This is a genomic window from Klebsiella africana (assembly GCF_020526085.1).
Classification (GTDB): domain Bacteria; phylum Pseudomonadota; class Gammaproteobacteria; order Enterobacterales; family Enterobacteriaceae; genus Klebsiella; species Klebsiella africana.
Genome location: NZ_CP084874.1, coordinates 4,884,837 through 4,899,839, shown reverse-complemented (window position 1 = coordinate 4,899,839; position 15,003 = coordinate 4,884,837). Strand labels below are relative to the sequence as shown.

Below are 15,003 nucleotides of genomic sequence, written 5' to 3'. Positions count from 1 at the left end.
GTTACGCGTCGTCCTGCGTGACGCTCTCAATCGTCAGTCGGACATCCGACGTAATCAAGTCCGCCAGCATCCGATAAACCTTCAGTGTCTCTTCCGGCTCGGCGTCGCCGGTGTCGCTGATATAGCCTTCATCGCGCAGGGTCAACACCAGGGTGCTGAACACCGCTTTGTCGAAGAACTCCGGCGCATTGATGCCGTGCAGTACCGACAGACGCTGGGCCACGGTGCGACTCTCTTTTTCCAGCGAACTGCGGTTAATCGACGGGTTGGCGCTCAGCAGCCAGAAGGTGATGGCATAGCGCTGCAGCGTCTCGCGCGCGCCGGCGGCCAGTAGCTGCAGGGAGCGAGAATGAGATGGATTGAGGCTCATCACATCGCCATCGACGACGATCAGCTCCTGACGCAGCATCTCGGCAATCAGCGCATCCACCACGGCGGCCAGATCCGCTTTTTCCCAGCGCAGGAACAGCTCGGCCTTGAGGAACGGATAGAGCGTTTCGACATGGCGCAACACTTCGGCGCGGCTGAGATGACGATGCTGAGTCACCAGGGCGGCTAACAGCGACGGCATCACCAGCATATGGGCGATATTGTTGCGATAGTAGGTCATCAGCACCGCCTGCTCGCGCGGCAGGATGATGATATCGCCAATGGTGTCCTTCTCCACTTCGAACTTGTTCATCTGCAGCGCATGATCGATGAGCTCGCTGGCCGAAGCGGACGGGGCGGTCGCATCCGGCGAATAGGGCACATTGCGCAGCAGCGCGAGATAGCACTCCAGCTGCTGGGTAAGTTGCTCACGGGTCAGCGAACGCTGGCGAGAGGCCAGCAGCGCTGTACAACACAGGTTCATGGCGTTGGCCGCGCCAGCATTGTTGATACGCACCATCAGGTCAGCGGCAATGTTATTTACCGTCGGCGTCAGCCAGGAAGGGCGGACCGCTTCGATCGGGTCGATCGCTTCCCGCCACTCTGGCACATGATGGTTCAGGTAGGTCATCAGCGGCAGCGGTTCGCCGAAGTTAACGTAACCCTGGCCCAAATTGCGCAGCTTACTTAAGCCGCGCAACATTTGCGGCAGACTCTCTTTCTCTTTGGTGGCGCCGCGCAGCTCTTTGGCGTAGGTTCCCACCTCCATCACGTGCTCATAGCCGATGTAAATCGGCACCAGGGTGATCGGTCGGGTACCGCCGCGCAGCATCGCCTGAATGGTCATCGACAGCGTGCCGGTCTTCGGATCGAGCAGACGGCCAGTACGGGAGCGACCGCCTTCCACAAAGTACTCGACCGAATAACCACGGCTGAACAGTTCCCCAAGATATTCGCGGAACACGGTGGAATAGAGTTTGTTACCCTTAAAGGTACGGCGAATAAAGAAGGCGCCGAGGCGGCGGAAGATCGGCCCGGCTGGCCAGAAGTTGAGGTTGATGCCCGCCGCGATATGCGGGGGGACCAGTCCCTGATGGTACAGGACGTAAGAGAGCAGCAAATAGTCCATGTGGCTGCGGTGGCAGGGAACATAGACAATTTCATGGCCGTCGTGCGCCAGCTGGCGAACACGCTCGGCGTTATGCACGTTGATGCCCTGGTACAGGCGGTTCCAGGTGAAGCCGAGAATGCGGTCGGTCAGGCGGATCATCTCGTAAGAGAAGTTCGCGGCAATCTCTTCCATCAGCGCAATCGCGTTCTGCTGGGCCTTCTCGTGGGAAATTTTCTTGCTGCGCGCTTCGTCTTCTACCGCGCGGGCGATCGCTTTCGAGGCCAGCAGTTTGTTAAACAGATCCTGGCGAGCCGGCAGACGCGGGCCGACGGCGGCCAGACGCTGGCGGGCAAAGTGCATGCGGGCGACGCGAGCCAGCTTCTGGGCGATGATCTTATCGGTACCGTGCTCATCCGCCATGCGGCGCAGCGATACGGAAGGCGAGAAGCGCACGAAGCTGTCGCGGCCGAGCCAGGAGACGGCGAAAAATTTCTGGATGCCGTTCAGCATCCGCAGCGGCGGATTGACTTCCCCTTTCTCGCGACCTGGCGAACGGCCAAACATCACCGAAACCGGCACCATTTGCACATCGAGATCCGGATGGTTGCGGTGCAGATCGAGGTAGTCGTGGAACAGCTTGATGGACTCTTCTTTTGGCGTGTAATAGGTAAACACGCGTGGCCCGCCGTGGATGAATACGTAACGCGGCAGCAGCGTGCCGTCGATCTCCAGCGGTTCAAGCGGGTCAGGTAAATCATGCGCCAGACATTGGGCGCGCAGCGTCAGCAGGTCCGCCTTCGAGTTATAGGGCAGGACGTACATGACCGGACGCGAGGTATCGAGTCCTAATTCCTGGGCGGGCTCTGCCGGAATAGACTTGCTTTTTACCAGCACCCGTAATGGTAAATTCAGTAATTTATAGTAAATTCGTTGCCAGCCGGACATAAACGATGTGAAGCCTCTGGTTAATCATGCAAATGCGCGGCAAGAATAACAGAAAGCGGGCAAAATTTCCGTTACCGCGCGGCAAACGCGTACACTCATCGACGTCATTTACATAAAAAGGTTTTGCGATGGCCAATAATACCACCGGGTTAACCCGAATCATTAAAGCGGCAGGTTACTCCTGGAAAGGATTTCGCGCGGCGTGGGTCAACGAGGCCGCGTTTCGTCAGGAGGGCGTCGCCGCCATCGTGGCCGTCGCGATCGCCTGCTGGCTGGACGTCGACGCCATCACCCGCGTATTGCTGATTGGCTCGGTCCTGCTAGTGATGATAGTCGAAATTCTCAACAGCGCGATTGAGGCGGTTGTGGATCGTATCGGCTCGGATTTTCACGAGCTTTCAGGGCGCGCCAAAGATATGGGATCGGCGGCGGTTCTGCTGGCGATTATCATCGCGCTGATCACCTGGGGGACGCTGCTGTGGAGCCATTATCATTAACGTTCTTCGCTAACCCTCGCAAAATCTAAACAATCTGCCGATTTTTGTGTGCCATGTGGTTCCAAAATCACCGTTAGCTGTATATACTCACAGCATAACTGTATATACACCCAGGGGGCGGAATGAAAGCGTTAACGACCAGGCAGCAAGAGGTGTTTGATCTCATTCGGGATCATATCAGCCAGACGGGCATGCCGCCGACGCGTGCGGAAATTGCTCAGCGCTTGGGGTTCCGTTCCCCAAACGCGGCGGAAGAACACCTGAAAGCGCTGGCGCGTAAAGGCGCGATCGAGATCGTCTCCGGTGCCTCTCGCGGTATTCGTCTGTTGACGGAAGAAGAGCACGGCCTGCCGCTGATCGGCCGCGTTGCCGCCGGTGAACCGCTGCTGGCGCAGCAGCATATTGAAGGCCACTACCAGGTCGACCCGTCGATGTTTAAACCGAATGCCGACTTCCTGCTGCGCGTTAGCGGTATGTCGATGAAAGACATTGGTATTCTGGATGGCGATCTGCTGGCGGTGCATAAAACTCAGGACGTGCGTAACGGCCAGGTGGTTGTCGCGCGTATCGATGAAGAAGTGACCGTAAAGCGTCTGAAAAAGCAGGGCAATGTCGTTGAACTGCTGCCGGAAAACAGCGAGTTTTCCCCGATCGTCGTCGATCTGCGCCAGCAGAGCTTCACCATTGAAGGTCTGGCCGTCGGCGTGATCCGTAACGGTGAGTGGCTGTAACTCCCGTCTTAACGCAGCGTCATCATGATGCATGACGCTGCGATGTTTCTCCTCTGTCTGGTCCCTCTTCATGCTGCTCAACGCCGCCGATAAAGCACTGTGGCGCCTCGCGCTACCCATGATTTTCTCCAATATCACCGTTCCGCTGCTGGGGCTGGTGGATACGGCCGTGATCGGCCACCTGGACAGCCCGGTATATCTCGGCGGTGTGGCGGTCGGAACGACGGCCACCAGTTTCCTCTTTATGCTGCTGCTGTTTCTGCGTATGAGCACCACCGGGCTCACCGCTCAGGCCTGGGGCGCCAAAGATCCGCAGCGGCTGGCGCGGGCGCTGGTGCAGCCGCTGGCCCTGGCGCTGGGCGCCGGGGTGCTGATTATCCTGCTCCGCCTGCCGCTGATTGACCTCGCTCTGCATATTGTCGGCGGCAGCGAGGCAGTTCTCGAGCAGGCGAGACGGTTTCTCGAAATCCGCTGGCTCAGCGCTCCCGCCTCGCTGGCCAACCTGGTGCTGCTCGGCTGGCTGCTGGGCGTCCAGTACGCCCGGGCGCCGGTTATTCTGCTGGTGGTGGGTAATCTGTTGAATATTGTGCTCGACCTGTGGCTGGTGATGGGCCTGCGGATGAACGTCCAGGGGGCGGCGCTGGCCACGGTCACCGCCGAGTACGCGACCCTGTTCATCGGCCTGGTGATGGCGAAGCGGGTGCTGACGCTGCGCGGTGTGTCGCTGGTCATGCTGAAAAACGCCTGGCGTGGTGATCTACGCCGTTTATTGGCGTTGAATCGCGACATCATGCTGCGCTCTCTGCTGCTGCAGCTGTGCTTTGGCGCACTGACCGTATTCGGTGCCCGTCTGGGCAGCGACATCGTGGCGGTTAACGCCGTACTGATGACCATGTTGACCTTTACCGCCTACGCGCTGGACGGCTTTGCCTACGCCGTGGAGGCTCACTCCGGCCAGGCCTACGGCGCGCGAGACGGAAGCCAGCTGCTGGAGGTGTGGCGAGCGGCCTGCCGGCAGTCCGGCATGGTGGCGCTGGCGTTTGCCCTGATTTACAGCCTGGCGGGGGAGTACATTATCGCGTTATTAACCTCATTGCCTTCCCTGCAACAGCTGGCCGATCGCTATCTGATCTGGCAGACCATCCTGCCGGTGGTCGGCGTCTGGTGTTATCTGCTGGACGGTATGTTCATCGGCGCGACGCGTGGCGCGGAGATGCGTAACAGTATGGCGATAGCCGCAGCAGGGTTTGCCGTGACGCTGCTTACGCTACCGGTGCTTGGCAATCACGGTCTGTGGCTGGCGCTGGCGGTGTTCCTCGCTCTGCGCGGCCTGTCGCTGGCGCTGATCTGGCGTCGCCACTGGCGACGCGGCACCTGGTTTAGCTAGTTATTGCCGTTCATAGCGGCTAGCCGTGAATTCCCGCGGTCGCGCGTCGCTTACCGGGGCAGCGCAGTAGCCCGGCTCAGCGTAGCGCAGGCCGGGAATATCCCCTCGGTGTTATCAATCGCTGCGATGGTTAAAAATTCCGAATAACGAATCCACCCCAGCATTCTCATCTATAGTTAATACCATGTCCGGCACAAAACGGGCTGTAAACCCACCGAATGATGAGGACGTTATCATGAATAAAGATGAAATCGGCGGTAACTGGAAACAGTTTAAAGGTAAAGCCAAGGAACAGTGGGGCAAACTTACCGATGATGACATGACCGTAATCGAAGGGAAGCGCGACCAGCTGGTCGGCAAAATTCAGGAGCGTTACGGCTACGCGAAGGATCAGGCTGAGAAAGAAGTCTCAGACTGGGAGCATAAGAACGACTATCGCTGGTAGCGTTCCTTGATCCAAAGAATGAAGCATTTGTGTTAGTGCCTGTCTGAATGGCGCAGGGACGCGCCGTTAACCCTTTTTCCCGCTGCGGCTCACGCTCAGCGGGCTTTCTTTTTGAGCTGGATGGTATGATCGTGATCGCAGTGTCCCGGGGTGCTGCAGGCTTCCACTTCCACACAACCAGCGCAGAGCCCGTGGGCTTCAATCACGTTGTGGCGCAAGGCAAACCCCATGCGGGCCGCCAGCGTATGCATGATATCTTCCACCCCTTCCGCCGCTTCTTCTTTTACCACACCGCAGCGGTCGCAGATAAACATGGCCGAGCTGTGGGTCGGCTGGTCGAACAGATGGCACAGCACATAGCTGTTGGTTGACTCTACCTTGTGAACAAAACCCTGCTCGAGTAAAAACTCCAGCGCACGATAAACCGTCGGCGGCTTCGCCTGGGGCTCTTTCTCACGCAGCAAGTCCAGCAGGTCGTAGGCGCTGATCGCCCCTTGCTGCAGACTCATCAGGCGCAACACCTCCAGACGCTGTGGGGTCAGGCGCACGCCGCGCTGCGCGCATAGCTTTTCAGCATGCGCTAACATCTCTTGCGAAGGGGTCTTATCCATGAGCATCCTCGGGTTGCGTGAATTTGAATCTGTTACTTTATCACGTTCCAAAGAAAACACCGAGAGCCGACGGGTGATACGGGTCATACTTCAGGTTGTCGACACCTGCGCCAGTCCTGGGCGCTGGCCGCCTATTCTTGTGCAGACTACGCCTTAGCCGCTCGCTAAAACCGCCATGTCCGATTTAATCACAACACGCCTGACCCTGGGTATGCTATATCTGAAATGTCTCATTTTCGGGAGAAAACGATGAAACGACCTGATTGCATTCGCCACTGGCGCGAACTGGAAGGGCCCGACGATGCCACTTATCCCGACAGCCCGGAGCGTTTTTCCATAGGCGCACCGCTGGGACGAGGTTTACGTCTCAACCGGCTGGGGATCCACCACGAGCGGCTGCCGCCCGGGCGGCGCACCTCTTATCCACACGCTGAGAGCGATGAGGAAGAGTTCATCTACGTGCTGGAGGGCTATCCGGAAGTGTGGATAAACGGCTATCTCTGGAAGCTGGAGCCTGGCGACAGCGTGGGCTTTCCCGCGGGTACCGGCATCTGCCACACCTTTCTTAACAACACCGAGCAGGAAGTTCGTCTGCTGGTGGTGGGCGAGGCCAACAAGAAGTACAACCGCATTTATTACCCGCTCAATCCCGGCTATGCCGCGACGCGCCAGGATCGTTGGGTTGACCATCCGCCGCAGTTCTTCGGTCCACACGACGGCAAGCCGCGGAAAAAGTAATCATTCCAGGTGTGGGGCGAAGCGCGGCGCACTATGCGCCTGTGGTGTATCTTTGTGCTATAGTAGCGCCCCTTTTTACCCGGATGCTTATTTATTCGCCATGATGCCTGAATCAACGTCACCTGTTTTCCCTGCTCACCGTTTCTCCATCGCGCCAATGCTCGACTGGACTGACAGACACTGCCGCTACTTCCTGCGGCTGCTGTCGCGGCATACGCTTTTGTATACCGAAATGGTGACTACTGGGGCGATTATTCACGGCAAAGGTGACTATCTGGCCTATAGCGAAGAAGAGCACCCGGTTGCTCTGCAGCTTGGCGGCAGCGATCCGCAGGCCCTGGCACAGTGCGCGAAGCTGGCCGAGGCGCGCGGCTATGATGAGATCAACCTCAACGTCGGCTGCCCCTCTGACCGCGTGCAGAACGGTATGTTTGGCGCCTGCCTGATGGGCAATGCGCAACTGGTGGCCGACTGTATCAAGGCGATGCGCGATGTGGTGTCGATTCCGGTCACGGTGAAAACCCGTATCGGGATTGACGACCAGGATAGCTATGAGTTTCTGTGCGATTTCATTGAGACGGTCTCCGGCAAGGGCGAATGTGAGATGTTTATCATTCATGCCCGCAAAGCCTGGCTCTCTGGCCTGAGCCCGAAAGAGAACCGCGAGATCCCGCCGCTGGATTACCCCCGCGTCTGGCAGCTGAAGCGCGATTTCCCCCACCTGACGATGGCGATCAACGGCGGCATTAAATCGCTGGACGACGCCAGACTGCAGCTTGAGCATATGGATGGGGTGATGGTCGGGCGAGAGGCCTACCAGAACCCGGGCATTCTGGCCTCGGTCGACCGCGAAATTTTCGGCGTCGCAGGCGCGGATGCCGATCCGGTAGCGGTGGTGCGAGCCATGTACCCGTATATTGAGCGCGAGCTCAGCAAGGGCACCTATTTGGGCCATATTACCCGCCATATGCTGGGGCTGTTTCAGGGCATCCCCGGCGCCCGCCAGTGGCGCCGCTACCTGAGCGAGAATGCGCATAAAGCTGGCGCCGATATTGCTGTGCTGGAGCATGCGCTGAAGCTGGTGGCCGATAAGCGTTAATTTCTGACGAAAACCTGGTGAAATTGACCACGCCTCGCGCAATGACGCGGGCGTTTTCTTTTAAAGTCATATAGTTATTGTTGGCATGTTTTTTGTAACACCTGCAGAGTGAAGTATTCATTCTTTGGGGAGAGAATCATGCTGGAACTGCTATTTATCATTGGATTTTTTGTCATGCTGCTGGTCACCGGTGTATCGCTGCTGGGGATTATCGCGGCTATCGTGGTGGCTACCGCGCTGATGTTCGTCGGCGGGTTGTTCGCCTTGATGATCAAATTACTGCCGTGGCTGCTGCTGGCGGTGGCGGTGGTGTGGATTATTCGGGCGCTAAAATCCCCGAACGGAAACGCTTTTCGCGACAATAACCGTTGGCGTTACTAAGGTATTGAGGGGTGCGTCACAACCTGAACAATTTTGCAGACAACCGCGTAGGCATTACTGCGCAAATCTGTCACTATTAGCGCGTTAACGAATTCATCGCGCTGTACCCTACATACAGCCGAACTAAAAAAAAGTAAGGGCTTCCCAGGTGGAAGCCCTAAACTTTTGTCCCTTCTGCCAGCTTATGGCAGCAGCAAACTCGACCCCTGTGTTACCCGGCTCTCCAGAACTTCATGCGCTCGCCGCGCTTCGCTCAGCGGATAGATCTGACTTTCAGCCACGTCCACTTTAATCACCCCGCTGGCGATCAGCGAAAACAATTCACTACAGGCTTCCGCTAGCTCTTCACGGTTGGTGATATAGCCCTGCAGCGATGGGCGGGTGACGTACAGGGAGCCTTTCTGATTCAGGATCCCCAGATTGACGCCGGTGACCGGGCCGGAGGAGTTACCAAAGCTGACCATCAGGCCGCGTCGTTGCAGACAGTCCAGAGAGGCCTCCCAGGTATCTTTTCCCACCGAGTCGTAGACCACGGCCACTTTCTTACCGTCGGTGAGCGTCTTGAGCCGCTCCACGATAGACTCCTCGCGATAGTTAATCACCTGCCAGGCGCCAGCCTCTTTGGCACGCTGTGCTTTCTGCGCGCTGCCGACGGTACCGATAAGTTTCGCCCCCAGCGCTTTCGCCCACTGACAGGCAATCAGCCCCACGCCGCCGGCGGCTGCGTGAAACAGGAACACCTCATTAGGCTTAATTTCATAGGTTTTGCGCAGCAGATACCAGACCGTCAGCCCTTTAAGGAACGATGCCGCGGCCTGTTCGAAAGAGATGGCATCCGGCAGGACCGCGGCTTTGTCGGCCAGCACATTGTGCACCGTGCTATAGGCGCCGAGCGCCGACTGGGCGTACACCACCCGATCGCCAACTTTAATGTGCGTCACCCCGTGACCAACTTTACTGACGATACCGGCCGCCTCGGTGCCCAGACCGCTCGGCAGCGACGGCGGTGGATAGAGGCCGCTGCGAACATAGGTGTCGATATAGTTGATGCCGATGGCTTTGTTTTCGACCTGAATTTCATGCTCCGCAGGATCGCGAGGGGTAAACTCAACCGCCTGCAGCACCTCCGGTCCCCCGTGTTTCGAAAATTCGATGCGTGTTGCCATGTTCGCTCCTGTGTTGTACTGAGATTATCCAGTAAGCTTAACAGCCTGCGCGGGCGGTGACGGATTTTCTTACCTGCCTCAGGCCTGCCCCGCTTAATGGGTTCTTTAGCGGCAATGGCTTTCTCGCTATACTGTCACGCTCTTTTCCGTATCGGTGAAATGTTAGGCTATGGCAGGAAATAAACCCTTCAACAAACCACAGACAGAAACCCGCGAACGCGATCCGCAGCTCGCCGGGCTGAAAGTCCCGCCGCACTCGATTGAAGCGGAGCAGTCGGTGTTGGGCGGTTTAATGCTGGATAACGAGCGCTGGGACGACGTCGCCGAACGCGTCGTTGCCGACGACTTTTATACCCGTCCGCACCGTCATATTTTTACCGAGATGGCGCGCCTGCAGGAGTCCGGCAGCCCGATTGACCTGATTACGCTCGCCGAGTCGCTGGAGCGTCAGGGGCAGCTGGACAGCGTCGGCGGCTTCGCCTATCTGGCCGAACTCTCCAAAAATACGCCCAGTGCGGCGAACATCAGCGCCTATGCCGACATCGTGCGCGAACGTGCGGTCGTGCGCGAGATGATTTCGGTGGCCAACGAGATCGCCGAAGCCGGCTTCGACCCGCAGGGGCGAACCAGCGAAGATCTGCTTGACCTCGCCGAGTCCCGGGTTTTCAAAATCGCCGAAAGCCGGGCCAATAAAGACGAAGGGCCGAAGAACATCGCCGATGTGCTCGATGCCACCGTCGCCCGTATTGAACAGCTGTTCCAACAGCCGCACGACGGCGTCACCGGGGTTAACACCGGCTACGACGACCTCAACAAAAAGACCGCAGGCCTGCAGCCGTCGGATCTGATTATCGTCGCCGCCCGTCCGTCGATGGGTAAAACGACCTTCGCGATGAACCTCGTGGAAAACGCGGCGATGTTGCAGGACAAGCCGGTATTAATCTTCAGTCTCGAGATGCCCTCGGAACAGATCATGATGCGTTCTCTGGCCTCGCTGTCGCGCGTCGATCAGACCCGCATTCGTACCGGTCAACTGGACGACGAAGACTGGGCGCGGATCTCCGGCACCATGGGCATCCTGCTGGAAAAGCGCAATATCTATATCGATGACTCCTCCGGCCTGACGCCGACGGAAGTGCGCTCCCGCGCGCGGCGTATCGCTCGCGAGCATGGCGGCATCGGACTGATTATGATCGACTACCTGCAGCTGATGCGCGTGCCGTCGCTCTCGGACAACCGTACCCTTGAGATCGCCGAAATCTCCCGCTCGCTGAAGGCGCTGGCCAAAGAGCTGCAGGTGCCGGTGGTGGCGCTGTCGCAGCTTAACCGCTCGCTGGAGCAGCGCGCCGATAAGCGCCCGGTCAACTCCGACCTGCGTGAGTCCGGCTCTATCGAACAGGATGCCGACTTAATCATGTTCATTTACCGTGATGAGGTCTATCACGAGAACAGCGATCTTAAAGGCATCGCGGAAATTATCATTGGTAAACAACGTAACGGCCCGATCGGCACCGTGCGACTGACCTTTAACGGCCAGTGGTCGCGTTTCGATAATTATGCCGGTCCTCAGTATGATGATGAGTAATCCTTCCGCCTTCTTTTATTAAGGAATTCAAATGCAAGCGGCAACTGTAGTTATCAACCGCCGCGCTCTGCGACACAACCTGCAACGTCTGCGTGAACTGGCGCCCGCCAGCAAACTGGTTGCGGTAGTGAAAGCGAACGCCTACGGACACGGTCTTCTCGAGACCGCGCGAACGCTGATCGACGCCGATGCCTTTGGCGTCGCCCGCCTGGAAGAGGCGCTGCGCCTGCGGGCAGGGGGCATCGCCCAGCCGATCCTCCTGCTGGAGGGCTTTTTTGCTGCGGAAGACCTGGCGGTGATCGCCGCCCAGCGCCTGCATACAGCGGTGCATAGCCCCGAACAGCTGGCAGCGCTGGAGCAAGCCGACCTCCCCGAGCCGGTGACCGTGTGGATGAAGCTGGATACCGGCATGCATAGATTAGGCGTTCGCCCGGAGGAAGCCGAGGCGTTTTATCAGCGTCTGAGCCAGTGTAAAAACGTCCGCCAGCCGGTTAACGTGGTGAGCCATTTCGCCCGCGCCGATGAGCCGACCTGCGGCGCTACCGAACGCCAGCTGGATATCTTCACCACCTTTACCGAAGGCAAACCAGGGCTGCGCTCAATCGCCGCCTCGGGCGGCATACTGCTGTGGCCGCAATCGCATTACGACTGGGTGCGTCCGGGGATTATCCTGTATGGCGTGTCGCCGTTGGACGATCGCTCCACCGGGAAAGATTTTGGCTGCCAGCCGGTGATGACCTTGACGTCCAGCCTGATTGCGGTGCGCGAGCATAAAGCAGGGGAGCCCGTCGGCTACGGCGGCACCTGGATCAGCGAACGAGATACCCGTCTCGGCGTGGTGGCGATGGGCTATGGCGACGGTTATCCGCGCGCGGCGCCGTCGGGCACGCCAGTGCTGGTCAATGGCCGCGAAGTGCCGATCGTCGGCCGGGTGGCGATGGATATGATCTGCGTTGACCTCGGACCGCAGGCCAAGGATAAAGCCGGCGACGCGGTGGTACTGTGGGGAGAGGAACTTCCGGTAGAGCGCATCGCCGAGATAACGAAAGTGAGTGCTTACGAACTTATTACGCGACTGACTTCCCGCGTCGCCATGAAATACCTCGACTAAGCACCAGCCGTCCCGGATAACCCTGATGGTAATCCGGGACGCCATCGGCACAGCCGCGAGCGAATAAGCGGTTTATGCCACCTCGCGGTCATTTTCCCCTCAACATCCTCTCGACCTGCCGTCATATCCGGTTTATTGTGTAAGAACCTGCCCTATGTAAACCTGGAGATACATCGCGTGTTTCAAAAAGTTGACGCCTACGCCGGCGACCCTATTCTTTCTCTGATGGAACGCTTCAAAGAAGATCCGCGAAGCGACAAAGTCAACCTGAGTATCGGGCTATACTACAACGATGACGGCATTATTCCGCAGCTGCAGGCGGTGGCGGAAGCGGAAGCACGCCTGAACGCCGAGCCGCATGGCGCTTCGCTGTATCTGCCGATGGAAGGGTTGAGCGGCTACCGTCAGGTGATTGCGCCGCTGCTGTTTGGCGCAGAGCATACCGCGCTTAAGCAAAACCGCATTGCCTCCATTCAGACGGTCGGCGGTTCGGGCGCGCTGAAGATCGGGGCCGACTTCCTCAAACGCTACTTTCCGGAGTCTCATGTCTGGGTCAGCGATCCGACCTGGGAAAACCACATCGCCATTTTTGAAGGGGCTGGCTTCGAAGTAAGTACTTACCCCTGGTTTGATAAAGCCACCAACGGCGTGCGCTTTGAGGACCTGCTGGCGACGCTGCAAACGCTGCCGGCCCGCGATATTGTGCTGCTGCACCCCTGCTGCCACAACCCGACCGGCGCCGACCTGACGCCAGCCCAATGGGACCGCGTGGTTGAGGTGTTACAAGCGCGTCAGCTAATCCCGTTCCTCGACATCGCCTACCAGGGCTTTGGCGCCGGGTTGGAAGAAGATGCCTACGCCATTCGCGCCATCGCCAGCGCCGGGATGCCGATGCTGGTCAGCAACTCGTTCTCCAAAATCTTCTCGCTGTACGGGGAGCGCGTCGGCGGTCTGTCCGTGGTCTGTGAAGACAGTGAAACTGCAGGCCGCGTACTCGGTCAGCTGAAGGCCACCGTGCGCCGTAACTACTCCAGCCCGCCGAGCTTTGGCGCGCAGGTAGTGGCGACGGTGCTGAACGATGCTGCTCTGAAAGCCACGTGGCAGGCGGAAGTGGACGCCATGCGCACGCATATTCTGACTATGCGTCAGGCGCTGGTCGACGCGCTGCAGCAGGTTGCCCCGGGCAGCAAGGTCGATTATCTGCTTAAGCAGCGCGGGATGTTCAGCTATACCGGCTTCAGCGCGGCGCAGGTGGATCGTCTACGCGACGAGTTTGGCGTCTACCTGATTGCCAGCGGCCGTATGTGCGTGGCGGGGTTAAACTCACGTAATGTTCAGCAGGTGGCGAAAGCCTTTGCTGCGGTAATGTAAGCCGCTCTCCAGTGGCTTGCCTTTGCCGCTCAACTGGCAAAGGCAAGCCCTCTCTGATTGTGATCATCCTCTTTTTCTATGACATCTACGCGATAAAAGGCTTTTCATCCACGCGACCTGCGGGTAAGGTCGGGGCGTTGCTAAGCATGCACATTATTAAAAATAATAATGATTGATAAATTTAGGGATAAATATGCGCAAACTTACTCTCGCCTTTGCGGCGGCTTCTCTCCTGTTCACGCTGAACAGCGCCGTTGTGGCGCGCGCCTCCACGCCACAGCCGTTGTGGGTGGGCACCAATGTGGCCCAACTGGCCGAGCAGGCGCCGATCCACTGGGTTTCGGTGGCGCAAATCGAAAACAGTCTGCTGGGGCGGCCGCCGATGGCCGTCGGCTTTGATATCGATGACACCGTCCTCTTTTCCAGTCCGGGCTTCTGGCGCGGGCAAAAAACCTTTTCTCCCGGCAGTGAGGATTACCTGAAAAACCCGCAGTTCTGGGAAAAAATGAACAATGGCTGGGATGAGTTCAGCATGCCGAAAGAGGTGGCGCGCCAGCTGATTGCGATGCATGTGAAGCGTGGGGATAGCATCTGGTTCGTCACCGGCCGCAGCCAGACCAAAACCGAAACCGTTTCTAAAACCCTGCAGGATGATTTTCTCATCCCGGCCGCCAATATGAATCCGGTGATTTTCGCTGGTGATAAGCCAGGCCAGAACACCAAGACCCAGTGGTTGCAGGCGAAGCAGATAAAGGTTTTCTACGGCGATTCGGATAACGATATCACCGCCGCCCGCGAGGCAGGCGCCCGTGGGATCCGCGTGCTGCGGGCCGCCAACTCCTCCTATAAGCCGCTGCCGATGGCCGGGGCGCTGGGCGAGGAAGTGATCGTCAATTCCGAATACTGATGACCGCCTGAACGCGATAAACGGCAGCGACGGCGCTGCCGTTTTTTTATGCAAAATCAGGGGTGGAAGGTTTTACCTTTTCACGTATTGCTGCACACTTAGAGAGATTCATTCGCAAAAGGAGTCGATGATGTGGTATCAGCAAACCCTGACGCTTGGGCCCAAATCCCGTGGTTTTCATCTGGTCACCGACGAAATCCTCGGCCAGATCCGCGGGTTGGCCGGGGTGAAGGTCGGCCTGCTGCACCTCCTGCTCCAGCATACTTCTGCTTCCCTGACGCTCAACGAAAACTGCGATCCCACCGTTCGGTATGACATGGAGCAGTATTTTCTCAACGCCGTGCCGGATAACGCGCCGTACGAACATGATTATGAAGGCCCTGATGATATGCCTTCGCACATCAAATCATCGATGCTTGGCGCGTCGCTGATGCTGCCGGTCGAGGACGGGCGCGTCAGACTGGGAACCTGGCAGGGCATCTGGCTGGGGGAGCATCGGATACACGGCGGTTCGCGGCGCATCGTTGCGACGCTCATGGGGGAATAAAA

15 protein-coding genes are annotated in these 15,003 nt (G+C 58.2%); 12 read left to right on the top strand and 3 right to left on the bottom strand.

All coding sequences use genetic code 11. The features are described from left to right. Position 1: 1 nt before the first annotated feature. Positions 2 to 2,425 carry a glycerol-3-phosphate 1-O-acyltransferase PlsB gene (gene plsB, locus LGL98_RS23535; RefSeq protein WP_136029729.1) on the bottom strand — a complete coding sequence of 808 codons (2,424 nt, stop codon included), beginning with the start codon at positions 2,423 to 2,425 and terminating at the stop codon, positions 2 to 4. Between the two features lie 128 nt (positions 2,426 to 2,553). Between plsB and LGL98_RS23530 the strand changes: the two genes are divergently transcribed. From LGL98_RS23530 to LGL98_RS23515, 4 genes are all read left to right on the top strand, one after another. Further along, the gene (locus tag LGL98_RS23530; protein ID WP_025713806.1) at positions 2,554 to 2,922 is read left to right on the top strand and encodes a diacylglycerol kinase; all 369 of its coding nucleotides are present in this window, start codon (positions 2,554 to 2,556) and stop codon (positions 2,920 to 2,922) included. A 122-nt stretch (positions 2,923 to 3,044) separates the two neighbouring features. Next, positions 3,045 to 3,653 (top strand): transcriptional repressor LexA, encoded by a 609-nt coding sequence (lexA, locus tag LGL98_RS23525; RefSeq protein WP_025713807.1) that lies wholly within the window; start codon positions 3,045 to 3,047, stop codon positions 3,651 to 3,653. A gap of 70 nt (positions 3,654 to 3,723) precedes the next feature. After that, positions 3,724 to 5,040, top strand: coding sequence for an MATE family efflux transporter DinF (gene dinF / locus LGL98_RS23520; protein WP_136029731.1), 1,317 nt, complete (start codon positions 3,724 to 3,726; stop codon positions 5,038 to 5,040). Positions 5,041 to 5,275: 235 nt separating this feature from the next. Continuing rightward, on the top strand, positions 5,276 to 5,485 hold the full coding sequence (locus LGL98_RS23515; RefSeq protein ID WP_136029733.1) for a CsbD family protein: 210 nt from the start codon (positions 5,276 to 5,278) through the stop codon (positions 5,483 to 5,485). Positions 5,486 to 5,580: 95 nt separating this feature from the next. Here LGL98_RS23515 and zur read toward each other — a convergent pair whose 3' ends face one another. Further along, entirely contained in the window at positions 5,581 to 6,096 is a 516-nt protein-coding gene (gene zur / locus LGL98_RS23510) for a zinc uptake transcriptional repressor Zur (protein ID WP_136029734.1), read from the bottom strand. A 249-nt stretch (positions 6,097 to 6,345) separates the two neighbouring features. Between zur and LGL98_RS23505 the strand changes: the two genes are divergently transcribed. The 3 genes from LGL98_RS23505 (at position 6,346) to pspG (ending at position 8,314) form a co-directional block, all read left to right on the top strand. Further along, positions 6,346 to 6,834 (top strand): cupin domain-containing protein, encoded by a 489-nt coding sequence (locus tag LGL98_RS23505; RefSeq protein WP_002884935.1) that lies wholly within the window; start codon positions 6,346 to 6,348, stop codon positions 6,832 to 6,834. A 100-nt stretch (positions 6,835 to 6,934) separates the two neighbouring features. Continuing rightward, complete coding sequence (gene dusA / locus LGL98_RS23500; RefSeq protein WP_136029736.1) at positions 6,935 to 7,933, top strand: tRNA dihydrouridine(20/20a) synthase DusA; 999 nt, start codon at positions 6,935 to 6,937, stop codon at positions 7,931 to 7,933. A gap of 138 nt (positions 7,934 to 8,071) precedes the next feature. After that, on the top strand, positions 8,072 to 8,314 hold the full coding sequence (gene pspG, locus LGL98_RS23495) for an envelope stress response protein PspG (RefSeq protein ID WP_136029738.1): 243 nt from the start codon (positions 8,072 to 8,074) through the stop codon (positions 8,312 to 8,314). Positions 8,315 to 8,496: 182 nt separating this feature from the next. On the opposite strand, the gene LGL98_RS23490 is transcribed toward pspG, so the two are convergent. Continuing rightward, complete coding sequence (locus LGL98_RS23490) at positions 8,497 to 9,480, bottom strand: quinone oxidoreductase (protein WP_136029739.1); 984 nt, start codon at positions 9,478 to 9,480, stop codon at positions 8,497 to 8,499. A 169-nt stretch (positions 9,481 to 9,649) separates the two neighbouring features. Here LGL98_RS23490 and dnaB point away from each other — a divergent pair, with 169 nt between their 5' ends. The 5 genes from dnaB to LGL98_RS23465 all read left to right on the top strand — a co-directional run bounded on the left by dnaB (position 9,650) and on the right by LGL98_RS23465 (position 15,001). Further along, positions 9,650 to 11,065 (top strand): replicative DNA helicase, encoded by a 1,416-nt coding sequence (dnaB, locus tag LGL98_RS23485; RefSeq protein WP_002884942.1) that lies wholly within the window; start codon positions 9,650 to 9,652, stop codon positions 11,063 to 11,065. A 31-nt stretch (positions 11,066 to 11,096) separates the two neighbouring features. Next, positions 11,097 to 12,176, top strand: coding sequence for an alanine racemase (gene alr, locus LGL98_RS23480; RefSeq protein WP_136029741.1), 1,080 nt, complete (start codon positions 11,097 to 11,099; stop codon positions 12,174 to 12,176). Between the two features lie 177 nt (positions 12,177 to 12,353). Then, positions 12,354 to 13,547 carry an aromatic amino acid transaminase gene (gene tyrB, locus LGL98_RS23475; RefSeq protein ID WP_136029743.1) on the top strand — a complete coding sequence of 398 codons (1,194 nt, stop codon included), beginning with the start codon at positions 12,354 to 12,356 and terminating at the stop codon, positions 13,545 to 13,547. A gap of 193 nt (positions 13,548 to 13,740) precedes the next feature. Continuing rightward, positions 13,741 to 14,454: an acid phosphatase AphA gene (aphA, locus tag LGL98_RS23470; protein WP_008807296.1), complete on the top strand. Its 714-nt coding sequence runs from the start codon at positions 13,741 to 13,743 to the stop codon at positions 14,452 to 14,454. Between the two features lie 130 nt (positions 14,455 to 14,584). Beyond that, positions 14,585 to 15,001, top strand: coding sequence for a secondary thiamine-phosphate synthase enzyme YjbQ (locus tag LGL98_RS23465; protein WP_136029904.1), 417 nt, complete (start codon positions 14,585 to 14,587; stop codon positions 14,999 to 15,001). Positions 15,002 to 15,003: the final 2 nt, after the last annotated feature.